Source organism: Gordonia sp. B8661-1 (assembly GCF_059427765.1).
The window spans coordinates 202,797-219,827 of record NZ_JCAHRL010000003.1; the positions used below are offsets into that span (position 1 = coordinate 202,797).

Consider the following 17,031-nt stretch of genomic DNA (forward strand, 5'->3'; position numbering starts at 1 on the left):
GTGCGCGGCGCACTGCTCGTCGGCGGCACGAGTTCGGACGCGGGCAAGAGCCTGATCGTCGCGGGCCTGTGCCGGTTGCTCGCCCGCGACGGCGTGCGGGTGGCGCCCTTCAAGGCGCAGAACATGTCGAACAACAGTGCCGTGACCGTCGACGGCGGGGAGATCGGGCGTGCCCAGGCCTTGCAGGCATATGCGGCCGGTCTGGAGCCGTCGACCCGGTTCAATCCGGTGCTCCTCAAGCCCGGCAGCGACCGGCGTTCCCATGTCCTCGTCCGTGGCCGTCCGGCAGGCGATGTCGGTGCGCGCGACTATCAGGACCGCAAGCGCGAACTGGCCGGTGTGGTGCAGGCCGAATTGACCGCCCTGCGGGACGACTTCGACGTGGTGATCGTCGAGGGCGCCGGTTCCATCGCCGAGATCAATTTGCGCGCAGGCGATCTGGCGAATATGGGGCTGGCCCGTGCGGCCGGTCTGCCGGTCGTGGTGGTGACCGATATTGATCGCGGCGGATCCCTGGCGAGCCTGTTCGGCACGACCGCGATTCTCGACGCCGACGATCAGGCGCTCGTCGCGGGGTACCTGATCAACAAGTTCCGCGGTGACCCGTCCATCCTGCAGCCGGGTCTGGACCGGCTGCGGGAGCTGACCGGCCGACCCACTCTCGGCGTGGTGCCGTTCGCCGACGACCTGTGGATCGACGCCGAGGATTCCCTCGCCGTACCGGTGGGCAGACGGGTGGGGCCACCGGGACCGGATTGTGCGCCCGGGGAACGGCTCACGGTCGCCGCGATCCGGCTGCCACGGGTCTCCAACACCACCGATGTGGAGGCACTGGCCTGCGAGCCGGGAGTGGACGTCACCTGGGTCGACGACGCGGCCTCGGTGCGCGCGGCCGACCTGGCCGTGGTGCCCGGCACCCGCGCCACGGTCGGCGACCACGAGTGGATGCGCGCCCGGGGCATCGGTGAGGCTTTGGTCGATCGTGCGCGGCGAGGTGCGCCCGTCCTCGGGATCTGCGGTGGGTTCCAGATGCTCGCAGCGCAGATCGACGACCCGGTGGAGTCCGGCGCCGGGATCGTCGAGGGACTCGGACTGTTCGACATGCGCATCGTCTTCTCCCCGGACAAGACGGTGCGGCAGGTGTCCGGGACCGGTGCCGGCCAACCGATCCACGGTTATGAGATCCACCACGGTCGCGCGACGGATTCGGCGGAGACCCCGTGGATCGTCGACGACGAGTACGGCGCGGAGGGAGCCGTGCGCGGTGCCGTATTCGGTACGCACTGGCACGGGCTGCTGGCTTCCGACGCGTTCCGCCGGGAATTCCTGCGCACCGTCGCAGGGCAGGCCGGTGTTCGCGGCTTCACGGTGTCGGCGGACACCGTGGTCGATGATGTCCGGCGCGCCCAGGTGGATGCGATCGCCGACCTGCTGGCCGCCTCGGTGGACGTCGACGCGCTGACCGGCATCATCGAACGGGGTGCCGACCCGGCACTGCCGACGATCGTGCACGAACTGCGCTGATCGGCCGACCCCGGCGACTGTCTATCGCGCGGGAGTTTGTTCTTCGCATACCCTGGGCCCGTGGACACCGAACAGCGCGCGGTAACGGTCGGCGATCTCACCTTCGACGTGCGAATCGGCGGACCCGACGGGGGCACCTGGGTGCTGTTGCTGCACGGATTCCCGGTGAACAGCTCCTGCTACGACGAGGTGGTACCCCGGCTCCACGAAAGCGGATTGCGCACAATCGTTTTCGACCAGCGGGGCTACAGTCCGGGTGCCCGGCCGCCGGAGGTGTCGGACTACTCGCTCTCGAATCTCACCGCGGATGCCATCGGGGTCCTCGATGCGCTCGGAGTCCACTACGCGCTCCTGGTGGGACACGACTGGGGCGGGATCGTCGCATGGCATCTCGCCGCGAAGCATCTCGACCGCTTCACCGGCCTCGTCGCGGTGAGCACCGGGCATCCGTCCGCGATGCGGGATGCCCTCGCCGACACCGATCAGCGTGAGCGTTCGTCCTACATCAAGGACTTCGTCGCCGACGACGCCGAGGGGAAACTGCTCGCGCGGAACGGGGTGCTGCTCCGTCGTGCGGGCGTCACCGAGGAGGAACTGAAGCCGCTCGGCGAGCCGGGTGCCCTGACCGGGCCGCTCAACTGGTATCGGGCCAACTTCACCGGAGACATCGCGGCCACCCTCGCGTGCCCGGCCGTGGAGATCCCGACCACCATGGTGTGGGGTGACGCCGATCCCGCCCTCGGACGCGAGCAGGCCGAGATGTCGAGCCGGTACGCCTACTCCGATTACCGGTTCTGTGAACTTCCCGGCGTCGATCACTGGATTCCGCAGCACGCCGCACCGGCCCTCGCGAGCGAGATCGCACTGCGTTCCGCCGTCTTCTGAGGCGCGATCTCGATACACGCTCGGCTGGCGCCTCGCGCTACTCGATCATCGGCTGGCCGACGCCTCGCGCCACTCGACCACGCGGTCCGCTGCGACGAGCGGTGCGTCGACCGCCGATCGAGTAGCGTGCGAGCGGAGCGAGCCCGCGTATCGAGATCACCTATGCGGCATCAGATGTCGAGTCCGAGGAGCGCGTTCTCCAGCACCTCCGGCATCGCGGGGTGAATCCAGTACTGGCCACGAGCCATCCGTGCGGCGTCGAGGCCGAAGGACATGGCCTGGATCGCGGGCTGGATGACGGTCGGCGCCTGTGGTCCGATGATGTGGCAGCCCAAGAGTTTTCCGGTGCCGCGTTCGGCGATCACCTTGCAGAAGCCGGTGGTGTCCTCCATTGCCCAGCCGTAGGCGACGTCGGCATAGGCCTGGATCTTCACCGTGATGTCGAGGCCGGCCGCCCGGGCCAGATCCTCGGTGAGGCCGACACCGGCGATCTGCGGGTGGGTGAACACCGCCGCGGGAACGAACTGATGCGCGAACTCATCGAGATCCGTTGCGTCCCAGCCCTTGAGGAGATTGGCCTGGACGGTGCGCTGTTCCTGATTCGCGACATGCTTCAGTTGATACGGCGAGCTCACGTCGCCGAGGGTCCACACGTTGGTCGCCCCGGTCCGGCCGTGTGAATCGCAGGGGACCCGGCCCGCCTCGTCGAGTTCGATGCCGATCGACGACAGATTCAGGCGGTCGCCGTTGGGGATCCGGCCCGTGGCGACGAGCAGGATGTCGCCGTCGATGTGGTCGCCGTCGGCGGTAGTCAAGCGGATCCCGCCGTCCGGCAGGTTTTCCGCAGATGTGACGTCGGTGTCCAACCGGACGTCCCACTTACCCTGCGCGATCTCGGTGAAGCGGCCGGACACGTCGGAGTCGAGTTTGCGTAGCAGCGCCGGACCCCGGGCGACGACGGTGACGTCGCTGCCGAGTGAGCCGAAGACGTGCGCGAATTCGGCTGCGATGTACCCACTTCCGAGTATCACCAGGCGCCGGGGGACTTCCGGAAGTCGCATGATGTCGTCGTTCGTGTGATAGCGCACGCCGCTGTCCGCGATCACCGGCGGGATGTCCGGCCGCGACCCCGCGGCGATGACCACCTCGGACGCGAGCACCACGCCCTCGGCGGTGAGCAGTCGGTAGCGGCCCTCGTCGTCACGCCCGTCGAAGGAGACATGCGTGGAGTAGACGGTGATGTTCGGGCACCGGTCGACCCGGTATTCCTTGCCGCCCGCCGAGATCGGATCGATGCGGCCGAAGACGCGGGTCACGATGGCAGGCCAGTCGACGGCGGTGAGCGTCGAGTCCAGCCCGTATTTCCCGGACTCGTTGATGATGTCGGCGACGTCGGCGGGGTAGACGAACATCTTGGTCGGGATGCAGCCGACGTTCAGGCAGGTGCCGCCGTAGACACCCTCCTCGAAGATCGCGATCGATCGGTCGTCGAAGCGTTCGTCGGGAATGGAGTTGCCGCTCCCGGAGCCGATGATCGCCAGGTCGACTTCCTGGATGGTCGATGTGGTCATGGGCGAGTCCGTTCCGGTTGTGCGACAACGTTGTTCACCCAGTCCGAGACCTCGCGGTAGGCGGCCTCACGTGCGTGTGCCGTGGAGAGGAAGACGTCGTGCAGGGCATCGGCGATGGGCACGCAACTGACGCGGTCACCGAGACAGCCGCACCAGCGGGCCATGTGCCGGACGTCGAGCACCACGTCCGAGTTGTCCAGTGAACCCGGGGTGTCGTCGAAGATGGACTTGTCGGAGCGCAACACCAGCGATGGCGCGCCGACATCGATACCGCGGTGCAGCGCGGCATGTCCCGATCGCACGGCGCTCAGCGTCCCGAAGGTCATCGGGAATCCGCCGAGAGGTTTGAGGCCCAGATCGAAGGCCCATTCGCCGTGACCGCTCTGGTGGATGCTCCGGCCGTACCCGTCGGCATCCTCCACCGGGACAGGCATTTTCGGCCGCACCCGGCCCAGCGCGCGCAACGCGAGTGAGGTGGGGAGTGACCTCAGGATGGGGCTGCCCTGCAGATCGAACCACGGACTGTTCAGGAACAGACCGCCGATTCGCTCGTGGCGTCCCGAATCGGTCGCGCGGAGCCGGTCGAGCCACAGCGGTGTGATGATGCCGCCGGTGGAGTGGGCACCGACGACGACCGGGCCGTCGATATCGGCGGCGATGATGTCGAGGGCGGCGGTCAACTCCACGTCGTAGAACGCGAGATCCGACGTGTAGTGAGGGGTGTGGTGCGGCTCCCGGGAGCGCCCGCATTTGCGGAGATCGAGTGCGTAGAACGCGTACCCCAGGTCGTCGAAGAAGTCGGCCAGCGGCTCGTGGAAGAAGTAGTCGCTGAAACCGTGCACGTAGAGCACCGCGCCGCGGGTCGCGGCGTCCGCCGCGCGCGGCTTGCGGACCAGCGTGGCGGAGATGGGGCCTTCGTCGTCCGGATCGTCGCCGAGTGGGATGGTGCGACTCTGGTAGCGGTCGAGGTAACGATCCGGCTCCCAGCGGCCGTCGACGGCCTTGCTGTTCGCCGAGGTGGGGGTATCGGTCACGCGCTCCACTCTAGAGAAGAGAATCGGCTGATCGTCGCCCGACGAGTGTCGTCCAGCGCACAATTGCGCGACGCGATTATTGGCTCGTCGGCCACATGGGGAACAATGGCCGTTGACAAGACGATCGGCATCGGGATCGGTGCCGGCCGGTCGTCCACAGCAGCCTGAAGGGGAGATGCTCGGTGTCTCAGACGGAGATCAAGACGGATGTCGCGCTGGTCGGCGCGGGAATCATGAGCGCCACTCTCGGTGCCCTGCTGCGAAAGCTCCAGCCCGATTGGTCGATCAGCCTGTTCGAGCGCCTCGATGCGGCCGCCGCCGAGAGCAGCGACCCGTGGAACAACGCGGGTACCGGACACTCGGCGTTGTGCGAGCTCAACTACACACCGAAGACCGCCGACGGCGACGTCGACATCACCAAGGCGCTCGCCATCAACGAGCAGTTCCAGGTATCCCGGCAGTTCTGGGCGTACGGCGTGGACAACGGCATCCTCGGTGACCCGACCGAGTTCATCAATCCCATCCCGCACGTGTCGTTCACGCACGGGCCGGACGGGGTCGAGTACCTGCGCAAGCGGCATGAGCGGCTGTCGTCGCACGTCCTGTTCGAGGGCATGGAGTTCATCGACGACCCGGCGACGTTCAGCAGCCGCCTCCCGCTGATGGCCGCCGGCCGCGATTTCTCGGACCCGGTGGCCCTCAACTGGTTCACCGACGGCACCGACGTCGACTTCGGTGCGCTCACCCAGCAGTTGCTCAATTACCTGGGCGAGAACGGCGCCGACATCTACTTCGGCAACAGCGTCACCAATCTGACCCAGCAGTCCGACGGCAGTTGGAAGCTGAAGGTCCGCAACCTGCGCACCCACGAGAAGTACACCGTGCACGCGAAGTTCGTGTTCGTCGGCGCGGGCGGCGGTGCGCTGCATCTGCTGCAGAAGTCGGGCATCAAGGAGGCCAAGGGGTTCGGCGGCTTCCCGGTGTCGGGCGAGTTCTTCCGCTGCACCAACCCCGAGCTCATCGGCGAACATCACGCCAAGGTGTACGGGCAGGCCGCGGTGGGGGCGCCGCCGATGTCGGTGCCGCACCTCGACACCCGCGTCATCAACCACAAGCCGGGTCTGCTGTTCGGCCCGTATGCGGGCTGGTCGCCGAAGTTCCTGAAGAGCGGCAAGTTCACCGACCTCCCGTTCTCGGTCAAGCCGAACAATCTGCTGCCGATGCTGTCGATCGCGCCCCAGGAATTCGGTCTGCTCAAGTATCTGATCAGTGAACTCGCCGCCAGCCGCGGCGATCGCGTCGACACCCTGAGCGAGTTCGTCCCGCGTGCCGACGGCGCCGACTGGGAGATGATCACCGCGGGCCAGCGCGTACAGGTGATCCGGAAGACCGGAGTGGGCGGCAGCCTCGAATTCGGCACCGCCGTCGTCGCGGCCGAGGACGGCACCATCGCCGGCCTGCTCGGTGCGTCGCCCGGTGCGTCCACCGCGGTCCCGGCGATGATCCAGGTACTGGAGAAGTGCTTCCCGCAGCAGTACGGCGGATGGACGTCGACGCTGACCGAGATGATTCCGTCCTTCGGACACAAGCTCGACGACAACCGCGAACTGTTCACGCAGGTGTGGGACTGGTCGGGCAACAGCCTGCGTCTCAAGCGCGGCGGCAACGTCACCCCGCACACCGGGGACCGGGCGCCGTCCGCGGCCGTCTGAGTGCCGGCCGGACACACGACGATGATCCGGCGTTGGTCACCGGCGTCGACTCTGTGATAGTCACGAGACCATGACTCCGGTTGGGCAGCTTCATCAACGGCGGGCAACCGATCTGGATCCGGACACGCTGTACCGGATCCTGCGGCTGCGGGTCGATGTCTTCGTCGTCGAGCAGGCGTGTCCCTATCCGGAACTCGACGGACGGGACATGGATTCCTCGACACGGCAGTTCTGGATCGCCGATGACGACGACAACGTCCTCGCGACCCTGCGGGTCCTCGCCGATCAGCCCGACGCCGACGGTCGGCCGGTGTACCGCATCGGACGGGTGTGCGCCGATCGGGCCCATCGCGGACAGGGCCTGACCGCGCGCCTGCTGACCGCGGCGCTCGACGACATCGGTCCACACACCTGCGTGATCGACGCGCAGACCTACCTGGTCGACATGTACGGGAAGTTCGGGTTCGTCGCCGACGGCGGCGAGTATCTGGAGGACGGCATCCCCCATGTGCCGATGCGGCGCGACGCAGGTGCGCAGCCGGTTCCGGACGTGACCCGATGAGTCCCCGAATCCCCGGCGACACCGAACTCCTGGTCCGCTATCCCTTCAGCGCCGTGGTGGGGCAGGAGCGTCTCAAACTCGCTCTGATCCTGTCGGCCATCTCACCGGGGATCGGTGGCGTGCTCATCCGCGGGGAGAAGGGCACCGCGAAGTCGACGATCGTGCGCGGCCTGGGACCGCTGCTCGCCGGACCGGACAACCGGACCGACACGGCGGGTTCGGCGACAACCGGCCGCGTCGTGGAACTGCCCATCGGAGCCACCGAGGACCGGGTGGTCGGGTCCCTCGACCTGACGGCGGTGCTCAGCGAGGGGCGTGCGGAGTTCACTCCCGGTCTGCTCGCGCGGGCCGACGGCGGCGTGCTGTACATCGACGAGGTCAATCTGCTCGCCGATCACCTCGTCGACGTCCTCCTCGATGCCGCGGCCAGCGGTCGGGTCACCATCGAGCGGGATGGTGTGTCCCACACGCAATCCGCGGATTTCGTGCTCGTCGGGACGATGAACCCGGAGGAGGGCGAGCTGCGACCGCAACTCCTCGACCGGTTCGGTCTCGCGGTGGACGTCAACGCCGGTCGCGACATCGACGAGCGCGTCGCGGTTGTGTCGCGCCGGATGGCATTCGATGCCGATCCCGCGGGTTTCGTCGCCGATTATCGTGCGGCCGAAGAGGAATTGACACAGCGGATCGCGGTCGCCCGCATGGGTATCGGCGATGTGGTCCTGCCGCCCACGGAACTGCGTCGCATCGCGGCGATCTGCGCGCATCTCGACGTCGACGGTCTGCGTGGGGACATCGTGGTCGCCCGCACCGCCGTAGCACACGCCGCCTGGCGCGCGGCCTCGATGCCGGATACGAGACCGGCAGAGGTGACCGAGGACGATGTGCGCGTCGCGGTCGAATTGGCGCTCCCACATCGGCGCCGTCGCAACCCCTTCGACGAATCCGGGCTCACCGACGAACAACTCGACGAGGCCATGGAGGCGGGCGAGGAGGCCGCCGACGACGGCCCGGACGATCCGGGACCGGATGATCCGGGACCTCAACCCGACGGCGACGGCGACGCACACGACGCCGAGCAGGCCGCCACCGACGTCGGGGGACCCGAGGCGTCGTCGAGCGACGCCACCACCGAGCCGGACGCCGGTGACACCCGGCAGCCATCGGAAAGTCCTTCGCGCGGTGTACGTTTCGGCGCGCCGTCGACCTCGACGGCGACACCCCGGATGCGGAGGCTCCGGGTGGAGGGCGTCGGCGACGGTGAACCCGGACGGCGATCGCGTGCGCGGTCCCATCGGGGCCACACCACGCACGCGACGAGCTACGCCGACGGCAGGCCGCTCCATTTGTTCGGCACCATCCTGGGTGCCGCCGAACGGCATTCGGCGGCAACGACTTCCGTCGTGTCCGGCCTACGGCCGCAGGCCGAGGATCTGCGTGGTGCGGTACGGATCGGCCAGGAGAGCAACCTCGTGGTCTTCGTGGTGGATCTGTCCGGGTCGATGACCGCGCGGAAACGGCTTGCCGCCGTCAGTGAGATCTGTGTCGACCTGCTGCGCGACTCGTACACCCGCCGGGACCGCGTGGCCGTGGTCGTCGCACGCGGCACCGCCGCCGAGGTGGCGGTGCCACCGACCCGATCGGTGGACATCGCGGTTCGCCGCCTCGCCGAGATCCGCACCGGTGGACGCACCCCGCTCGCCGAAGGTCTGCATGCCGCGGCCGACCTCATCGACACGGCCCGTCGCCGTGAACCGACGCGGCGCCCACTGCTGGTCGTGCTGACCGACGGTCGTGCTACCGCGGGCCCCGACGCCGCGGCCCGTGCCGCCGGCGCCGCCGGGCACATCCGTCGGCGCGGTATCGATTCCGTGGTCGTCGACTGCGAGCAGGGCATGATCCGGCTCGGTCTGGCGTCCTCGCTGGCGGGCGCACTCGGCGCACCCTGTCTGCCGATGGCGCAGCTCAGCGTCGGCGCACTGCGCGGACGAGAGCGGCCCGCCGCCTGACGTACGTCCCCGTCCCCCGAACAGCCAGGAGAGCAGATGCCGCAAGGAGTTCCGCAGTCGGTGCCCGATGACGGCCTCACCACCCGGCAGCGCCGCAATCAGCCGGTGCTCGCCGTTCACACCGGTGACGGCAAAGGAAAATCCACCGCGGCCTTCGGCATGGCGATGCGCGCGTGGAATGCCGGTATGCGGGTGGCGGTGTTCCAGTTCGTCAAGAGCGCCAAGTGGCGCGTCGGGGAGGAAACCGCGCTCACCGCACTCGGCGACCTGCACGAGCAGACCGGCGTCGGCGGGCCGGTCGAGTGGCACAAGATGGGACAGGGCTGGTCGTGGCTGCGCGCCAGCACCGAACACGCCGACGACCACGCCGCGGCCGCGGCCGCCGGGTGGGCGGAGATCCGTTCGCGGATCGCGGCGCAGGCACACGACTTCTACGTGCTCGACGAGTTCACCTATCCCTTGGACTGGGGCTGGGTGGACACCGACGAGGTGATCGAAACGCTGCGCGACCGCCCCGGCCGGCAGCACGTCGTCATCACCGGGCGCCGTGCCCCGCAGTCGCTCATGGATGCCGCCGATCTGGTCACCGAGATGCGCAAGGTCGCCCACCCCATGGATGCCGGCCGGAAGGGCCAGAAGGGCATCGAGTGGTGAACACGCCCGCGGTGGTCGTCGCGGCACCGTCGTCGGGGAGCGGGAAGACGACCGTGAGCACCGGATTGATCGGGGCGTTACGCGCGGCAGGCCATCGGGTGGCGCCGTTCAAGGTGGGGCCCGATTACATCGATCCCGGCTACCACGCGGTCGCCGCGGGGACCGTCGGACGCAACCTGGATCCGAATCTGGTGGGTGAGGAGCTCGTCGGTCCGCTGTTCCGCGCGGGCTGCGCGGGCGCCGACATCGCCGTCGTCGAAGGTGTGATGGGTCTGTTCGACGGTCGCATCGCGGACGGGGACGATGCCGGGGCGGCCGGGCCCGCGGCCTTCGGGTCGACCGCGCATGTGGCGCGACTGCTCGGTGCGCCGGTCGTCCTGGTCGTCGATGCGGCGGGGCACAGCCAGTCGGTGGCGGCGCTGCTCCACGGCTTCATCGGTTTCGACCCGTCGATCCGGATCGCCGGGGTCATCCTGAACCGCGTCGGGTCGCCCCGGCACGAAACGGTACTCAGGCAGGCATGTGCCCGCGTCGGACTGCCGGTGCTCGGCGTGCTGCGACGGGATCCGTCGCTGCAGGTGCCGTCCCGCCACCTCGGGCTGATCCCGGCGGCCGAACGCCGTGCCGACGCCGTGCGTGCGGTCGATGCGATGACCGCGACGGTCGGTGCGGCACTGGATATCCCGGCGATCGTCGCCGCAGCGCGTACGTCCACCGGTCCGTCTGCCGGGGCGTGGTCGCCGGACGATGCGATCGCTGCGGCCGACGACCACCACGGCGCGGCCGCGGGGGACCGTCCGTTGATCGCCGTGGCTGGGGGAGCGGCCTTCACCTTCGGCTACGCCGAGCACCTCGAGCTCCTGGCATCCGCGGGCGCCGACGTCGCCGGTTTCGATCCGCTCACCGACCGTCTGCCGGCCGGCGCGGCGGGTGTGGTGATCGGCGGCGGGTTCCCCGAGGAACACGCCGAATCGCTGTCCGGCAACGAGCATCTGCGTGCAGACCTTCGCGCCCATGTGGCGGCCGGCCGGCCGGTCGTCGCCGAATGTGCCGGGCTGCTCTATCTCGCGACCGAACTCGACGGCCACCCGATGGCCGGGGTGATCGACGCCGTGGGCACCTTCGGTCCGGCGCTGACCCTCGGCTACCGGGATGCGGTCGCGCTCGCCGATTCGGTCGTCCACTGCACCGGGGCACGGGTGACCGGACACGAATTCCATCGGTCGACGATCACGCGGACCGCGCCCGGGCAGGCGGCCTGGGCGTGGCGGGATCACGCCGGACGCCCCGGGGAACACGGCATCGTGTCGGGTTCGGTCCATGCCTCCTACCTTCACGTCCACCCCGCCGGATATCCTTCCGCCGTGGCGCGGTTCGTCCGTGCCGCGGGCCGCGCGGGAGGCCAGGGGCGGGGATCGGAACCAACGGAAGCCAAGGAGCGGCTCGGATGACCAGCCCACGACTCAGCGACGCGCTCGACGCACTCACCCGGCACGGCGTCGACGACCCCAGCATCCTGCGCGATCTGCTCGAGGCGGTTCTCGTGGTCGGGCAGGGCGTTGAGCTGGATCAGGCGTTGCAGCGCATCGTGGAGGTCGCGGCCGACGTCCTCGGTGCCCGGTACGGCGCGCTCGGAGTGCGCGCACCGGCGGGTGGTCTCAGCGAGTTCGTCCACATCGGCATCGACGAGGCCGAGCGCGCGAAAATGGGACACCTCCCCGTCGGGCACGGCGTGCTCGGAGTGCTCATCGAGCAGGAGGACGTCCTGCGCATCACCGACCTCGCCGATCATCCGGCGTCGGTCGGCTTCCCGGCCAATCATCCGCCGATGAGCACCTTCCTCGGGGCGCCGATCATCATCCGCGGTGCGGTCTTCGGCAGTCTGTATCTCACCGAGAAGCGTTCGGCCGACGAGTTCAGCGAGGTGGACGAGGCGCTCGTGGCGGTGCTCGCCACGGCGGCGGGGATCGCGGTGGACAACGCCCGGCTCTTCGAACGTGCGCGGGTACGCCACCGGTGGATGCAGGTGATCGCCCGCCGGGGTTCCGAGCCGCTCGCGGGAATCGCCTTGTCGGACACCCTGTTCCGGCTGTGTGTCGACGTGGCCGACCTCGCCGACGCCGTCGACGTCTTTCTCCTGACCGACGAATCGGGTGACCTCTCGGTCGTGGCACACACCGGAGGCGAACTCTCCGATGCCGAGCCCGCGGTGCCGACCGTGTCGAGCCGGACCGTGCTGCCCGCCGCCGAGATGCCCGGTGATCTGGTGCGCGGCGGTGCCCGCTGGGTGACCATCCAGCCGATGTCGCGGGCCTCGGGTTCCTTCGGGTCCATCATCATCACGCACACCACGCGCCCGGCGTGGGAGGAGGAGGACGCATCGGGCCTCGCCGGTGTCGCCGAGGTGGCCTCGCTGGCCGTGGCATACGCCGCGCAACAGCAGTTGGCCCGCGACCTCGAACTGCTGGAGGATCGTCACCGCATCGCGCGGGATCTGCACGACCATGTGATCCAGAGACTGTTCGCGATCGGGATGTCGGTGCAGACGATGATGGCGGCCCACGCGGCGGGACAACGCGTGGACCGCTCGGAGGCCGACAAGGCCACCTCGGCCCGGCTCGAGCAGGTCGTCGTGGATCTCGACCGCACCATCGCACAGATCCGCACGTCGATCTTCGACCTGCAGACCACCGGGGCCGCACACAACGACACCACGACGCTGCGCCGCCGCGTGCTCGACATCGTCACCGAGTTGGCGGCACACGCACCGATCGCCCCGGGCGTGCAATTCGCCGGTCCGGTCGACACCGTGGTCCCGAAATCCCTTGACGCCCATATCGATGCGGTGATCCGCGAAGGTCTCTCCAACGCCCTGCGTCACGCCGACGCCCAGCACATCGACATCGCGGTCGCCGCCGACGACGACGTGTTGTCGGTGGAGATCACCGACGACGGCGCGGGCATCGGCTCCGACGTCGTCTACAGCGGGCTCGACAACCTCACCCGCCGCGCCGACCAGTGCGACGGCACCTTCTCGGTGACGACCTCACCGAAACGCGGCACCACCCTCACGTGGTCGGTGCCGCTCACCGGCTGACCGGTCTGATTCCCTGCTGCCGACCTGCTGATCGAGTAGGCGGCGAGCGCCGCGAGCCGCCGTATCGAGATCTCCTGCGCCGGATCTCGATACGCTGCCTCGCCTGGCGGCTCGGCGGCTACTCGATCAGCGGGAGAGGGTGGCGCGGCGGGATGTTCGTGGGATGCTGGTCGCGGTCTGTGACCGTCGTCGGGGTTGTTCGCGCGCTGCTCGGCGTCCGCTGATCGAGTAGGCCGCGAGCGCCGCGAGCCGCCGTATCGAGATCTCCTGCGCCGGATCTCGATACGCTGCCTCGCCGGGCGGCTCGGCAGCTACTCGGTCAGCGGGAGAGAGAGTTCAGGAGCGGCCACCCCGGAGCTTGGTGGCCATCACGGCCACTTGCGTGCGGCGCTGCATGTCGAGCTTCGACAGGATGCGCGACACGTAATTCTTGATGGTCTTCTCCGCCAGGAACATTCGCTCCGCGATCTGCCGGTTCGTGAGGCCCTCGCCGACGAGGTTGAACACCTCGCGCTCCTGATGGGTGAGTTCGGCGAGCGGATCGGCCGCGGAGTTCTTGTCGTCCCGCAGACGCGCGAGCAGCGCCGCGGTGCTGCGATCGTCGAGCAGTGATCCGCCCCGGCCGACCGTGCGCACGGCCGCGACGAGATTGTGCCCGAGGATCTGCTTGAGCACGAAGCCCGATGCCCCGGCCAGGACAGCGGCGAGCAGCGCGTCGTCGTCGGCATAGCTGGTCAGCATCAGGCAGCGGACCGAGGGCTCGACGGCCCGGACGTCGCGGCACAATTCGACGCCGTTGCCGTCCGGCAGACGCACATCGAGCACCGCCACATCGGGTTTCGTCGCGAGAATGCCGACCCGGGCCTCACCGACCGAGGCGGCCTCGCCGATCACCTCGATGTCCTCCGCGGTACCGAGGAGATCGCGCAGTCCTCGCCGCACGAGTTCGTGATCGTCGACGAGATAGACGCGCACCGGCGCGGCGTCGGGATCCGCGGGCATCGGTTCGGGGGCGTTGGGGCCGGCATCGGACATGACGCAGACGCTACCGCAGTGCGGGCCTCCTGAGCAGCAACTACGTCGCATCGTCGCAGGTCGTCGGTGATAACGCGGAAATTCACGACCTGAGACCCATCGCCCACGGGACTTTCGGCTCACGCCGGGACAACGGTTGCGGGGCAGGGTTGGTGGAGCGTCAGTACCGCTAGTGGAGGAGAACGATGACCAGCCTGATCGGTTCGCCAATGACCGGCTCGGACCTGCTCCGGGAACTGCTCCCGGTGTGCGAGACCGAGGTCGAGCGTCACATGAAGATGACCAAGGACTGGCATCCGCACGACTACGTGCCGTGGGATGACGGCCGCAACTTCGCCGCCCTGGGCGGAATCGACTGGGATCCGGAGCAGTCGCAGCTGTCGGAAACGGCCAAGGCCGCGATGATCACCAACCTGCTCACCGAGGACAACCTGCCGTCGTATCACCGCGTCATCGCCGAGAACTTCTCGCTCGACGACGCATGGGGTTTCTGGGTCGGGCGGTGGACCGCCGAGGAGATGCGGCATTCGATCGTGATGCGCGACTACCTCGTGGTGACGCGCGGTGTCGATCCGGTGGAACTCGAGGACATCCGGATGCAGCACATGACGCACGGCTTCAACCCGCTGCCCGAGGACGACGGTCAGCGTGACCACAGCTTCGACATGCTGTTCGCGGTCAGCTATGTGAGCTTCCAGGAACTCGCCACCCGCGTCAGCCACCGCAACACCGGCAAGGCCTGCGGCGATCCCATCGCCGATCGCATGCTGCAGCGTGTCGCCGCCGACGAGAACCTGCACATGCTCTTCTATCGGAACGTGGTGGCCGGCGCGCTGGATCTGGTGCCCGACGAGGCGATGGCCGCGATCTACGGCATCGTCTCCAACTTCCAGATGCCCGGCGCGACGATGCCGAACTTCCGTCGCAACGCGGTGCTCATCGCCAAGAGCGGCATCTACGACCTGCCTCAGCACATGTCCGAGGTCGTGATGCCGGTGCTCCGCAAGTGGCGGATCTTCGAACGTGACGATTTCGGCCCGCTCGGCGAGCACTACCGAGATCTGCTCGCGTCCTTCCTCGAGGACATGAATGTGAAGGTCACGAAGTTCGAGGAATCCCGTGACCGTGCGCTGGCGCGTGCCCGCGCCAAGGGCAAGGCCGAATCGGAGTTGTCATGACCGTCATCGATGATCCCCGATTCAACCCCCTGTCCCGGTCCCGATCGTCCGGGACCGTCATGAACCTGGCTGTCGGGGGCCCCACGTCCGCCGGCCAGGCATCGGGTGGGTGTGGTGACTGTGAGTCCTGCGCCTGCTCCGATGCCGACGACACCGCCGCCGACCGTCCGGTCCCGGACGGCGGTGTCGTCGGGGACGAGCGGATCCCCGGTTTCGACACCGCCATCGCGATGGCCGAGGCGGCCAGTTGCGGAAACGTCACCTGGTGGAACGAGATCCGCGCACACGCCGACGATCCGGCCGAGGGGGAGTATGCCGCGTCGGTGTTGCTCGCCACGCTGATCAAGTCGTCGGCCCACCGGTTCGGCGTCCCCACCGCCGACGTCTGGTCGGTGCTGCGCCGTCTCGGACATCTGCCGCTCTAAGACCGCCTGGCCGTCCGTGACCGCGTCCGACGGCCGTGACCCGGGTCGGTAGGCTCTTATCCCATGTCAGAAGTGACCGAGGGCCGCTCAGTGGAGGACGCCGCAGGCGGCCACTATCTGGCGGGCCTGGATCTGCGGGGACGTCCGGTCGTGGTGGTGGGCGGTGGTTCCGTCGCCCAGCGGCGAATCCCCAATCTGCAGGCCGCAGGTGCCGACGTCCGGGTGATCGCGGTCGACCCGACACCCGCGGTGGAGTCCACACCGGGCATCACGGTGCTGCGGCGCGCCTACGCCGACGGTGATCTGGACGGCGCCTGGTACGTCATCGCCTGCACCGACGATCCGGTCGTCAACGCCCAGGTCGTCGCGGATGCCGAAGCGCGCCATACCTTTTGCGTGCGTGCCGATGACGCGCGCCGGGGCACCGCGGTCACTCCCGCCACCGGTCGCCACCGTGATCGCCGCGACGGGACCGAGTTGCACTACGGCGTTCTCGCCGGAGGCGATCATCGACGGTCCGCGGCGTTGCGTGCCGCGATCGGCCGCGCACTGGCCGAGGGCACCGCGCTCGACCTCGACGATGCCCCGCACCCACCCGGGGTGGCGCTCGTCGGCGGCGGTCCCGGCGATCCCGACCTGATCACGGTGCGCGGATTGCGCCTCCTGCAGGCCGCGGACGTGGTGGTCGCCGATCGCCTGGCCCCACCGCAACTTCTGGCGGAGCTGGCGCCGCAGGTGGAGATCATCGACGCGGCGAAGGTGCCCTACGGGCGCGCGATGAAGCAGGAGGCCATCAACGCGGTACTCGTCGACCGCGCCACCGAGGGGAAGTTCGTCGTCCGCCTCAAGGGCGGCGACCCGTACGTCTACGGTCGCGGCTTCGAAGAACTGCAGGCGTGTGTCGAGGCGGGGGTGCCGGTCACCGTCGTCCCCGGCATCAGCAGTCCGATCGCGGTACCCTCGTCCGCCGGGATCCCTGTCACCCACCGTGGGGTGACGCATGAGGTGGTCATCGCATCGGGGCACGTAGCTCCGGGCCACCCCGATTCGCTCACCGACTGGGCGGCCCTGGCCCGGCTGCGGGGCACCCTGGTGCTGATGATGGCGGTCGAGCGGGTCGACGCGTTCGCGAGCGCGCTTCTGGAGGGCGGCAAACCGGCCGACACCCCGGTCGCGATGATCGAGAACGGTTCGCTGCCGAGTCAGCGTGTGCTGCGCAGTGATCTCGCCGGTGCCGCGGCCGCCGCGCGTGACAACGACCTGCGTCCCCCGGCGATCGTGGTGATCGGGGCGGTGGCCGGTTTCACCGATGCCGACGTGTGATCGGGCCCGTGCGGGCCGCGGG

Annotated in this window: 14 protein-coding genes; 11 read left to right on the top strand and 3 right to left on the bottom strand. The window is 68.8% G+C overall.

The features are described 5' to 3' along the window. On the top strand, window positions 1–1,524 hold the full coding sequence (locus AC4JJG_RS08415; RefSeq protein ID WP_495400915.1) for a cobyric acid synthase: 1,524 nt from the start codon (window positions 1–3) through the stop codon (window positions 1,522–1,524). Window positions 1,525–1,584: 60 nt separating this feature from the next. Next, complete coding sequence (locus AC4JJG_RS08420; RefSeq protein ID WP_495400914.1) at window positions 1,585–2,409, top strand: alpha/beta fold hydrolase; 825 nt, start codon at window positions 1,585–1,587, stop codon at window positions 2,407–2,409. Window positions 2,410–2,579: 170 nt separating this feature from the next. Here the strand turns inward: AC4JJG_RS08420 and mtr are convergent, their stop codons facing one another. Together mtr and AC4JJG_RS08430 are read right to left on the bottom strand one after the other, a co-directional pair. Beyond that, a complete protein-coding gene (gene mtr, locus AC4JJG_RS08425; RefSeq protein WP_495400913.1) occupies window positions 2,580–3,980 on the bottom strand; it encodes a mycothione reductase in 1,401 nt (466 codons plus the stop codon). Next, on the bottom strand, window positions 3,977–5,014 hold the full coding sequence (locus tag AC4JJG_RS08430) for an alpha/beta hydrolase (RefSeq protein WP_495400912.1): 1,038 nt from the start codon (window positions 5,012–5,014) through the stop codon (window positions 3,977–3,979). Before AC4JJG_RS08430 ends, mtr begins: the two co-directional genes overlap by 4 nt. A gap of 182 nt (window positions 5,015–5,196) precedes the next feature. Between AC4JJG_RS08430 and mqo the strand changes: the two genes are divergently transcribed. The 6 genes from mqo to AC4JJG_RS08460 all read left to right on the top strand — a co-directional run bounded on the left by mqo (window position 5,197) and on the right by AC4JJG_RS08460 (window position 13,048). After that, window positions 5,197–6,726: a malate dehydrogenase (quinone) gene (gene mqo, locus AC4JJG_RS08435; RefSeq protein WP_495400911.1), complete on the top strand. Its 1,530-nt coding sequence runs from the start codon at window positions 5,197–5,199 to the stop codon at window positions 6,724–6,726. A gap of 70 nt (window positions 6,727–6,796) precedes the next feature. Further along, window positions 6,797–7,288, top strand: coding sequence for a GNAT family N-acetyltransferase (locus AC4JJG_RS08440; RefSeq protein ID WP_495400910.1), 492 nt, complete (start codon window positions 6,797–6,799; stop codon window positions 7,286–7,288). After that, a complete protein-coding gene (locus tag AC4JJG_RS08445) occupies window positions 7,285–9,297 on the top strand; it encodes a VWA domain-containing protein (protein ID WP_495400909.1) in 2,013 nt (670 codons plus the stop codon). Before AC4JJG_RS08440 ends, AC4JJG_RS08445 begins: the two co-directional genes overlap by 4 nt. A 36-nt stretch (window positions 9,298–9,333) precedes the next feature. Beyond that, window positions 9,334–9,951 (top strand): cob(I)yrinic acid a,c-diamide adenosyltransferase, encoded by a 618-nt coding sequence (gene cobO / locus AC4JJG_RS08450; protein ID WP_495400908.1) that lies wholly within the window; start codon window positions 9,334–9,336, stop codon window positions 9,949–9,951. Then, entirely contained in the window at window positions 9,945–11,402 is a 1,458-nt protein-coding gene (locus tag AC4JJG_RS08455; RefSeq protein ID WP_495400907.1) for a cobyrinic acid a,c-diamide synthase CobB, read from the top strand. The genes cobO and AC4JJG_RS08455 overlap by 7 nt, the downstream gene beginning before the upstream one ends. Further along, entirely contained in the window at window positions 11,399–13,048 is a 1,650-nt protein-coding gene (locus AC4JJG_RS08460; protein ID WP_495400906.1) for a GAF domain-containing sensor histidine kinase, read from the top strand. Before AC4JJG_RS08455 ends, AC4JJG_RS08460 begins: the two co-directional genes overlap by 4 nt. A 336-nt stretch (window positions 13,049–13,384) precedes the next feature. Here the strand turns inward: AC4JJG_RS08460 and AC4JJG_RS08465 are convergent, their stop codons facing one another. Then, window positions 13,385–14,083, bottom strand: a complete 699-nt coding sequence (locus tag AC4JJG_RS08465) for a response regulator (protein WP_495400905.1) — start codon at window positions 14,081–14,083, stop codon at window positions 13,385–13,387. A 185-nt stretch (window positions 14,084–14,268) separates the two neighbouring features. Here AC4JJG_RS08465 and AC4JJG_RS08470 point away from each other — a divergent pair, with 185 nt between their 5' ends. The 3 genes from AC4JJG_RS08470 (at window position 14,269) to cobA (ending at window position 17,009) form a co-directional block, all read left to right on the top strand. Then, window positions 14,269–15,261 carry an acyl-ACP desaturase gene (locus AC4JJG_RS08470; protein WP_495400904.1) on the top strand — a complete coding sequence of 331 codons (993 nt, stop codon included), beginning with the start codon at window positions 14,269–14,271 and terminating at the stop codon, window positions 15,259–15,261. Continuing rightward, entirely contained in the window at window positions 15,258–15,686 is a 429-nt protein-coding gene (locus AC4JJG_RS08475) for a hypothetical protein (protein WP_495400903.1), read from the top strand. The genes AC4JJG_RS08470 and AC4JJG_RS08475 overlap by 4 nt, the downstream gene beginning before the upstream one ends. 63 nt (window positions 15,687–15,749) lie before the next feature. Further along, window positions 15,750–17,009: a uroporphyrinogen-III C-methyltransferase gene (cobA, locus tag AC4JJG_RS08480; protein WP_495400902.1), complete on the top strand. Its 1,260-nt coding sequence runs from the start codon at window positions 15,750–15,752 to the stop codon at window positions 17,007–17,009. Window positions 17,010–17,031 lie beyond the last annotated feature (22 nt).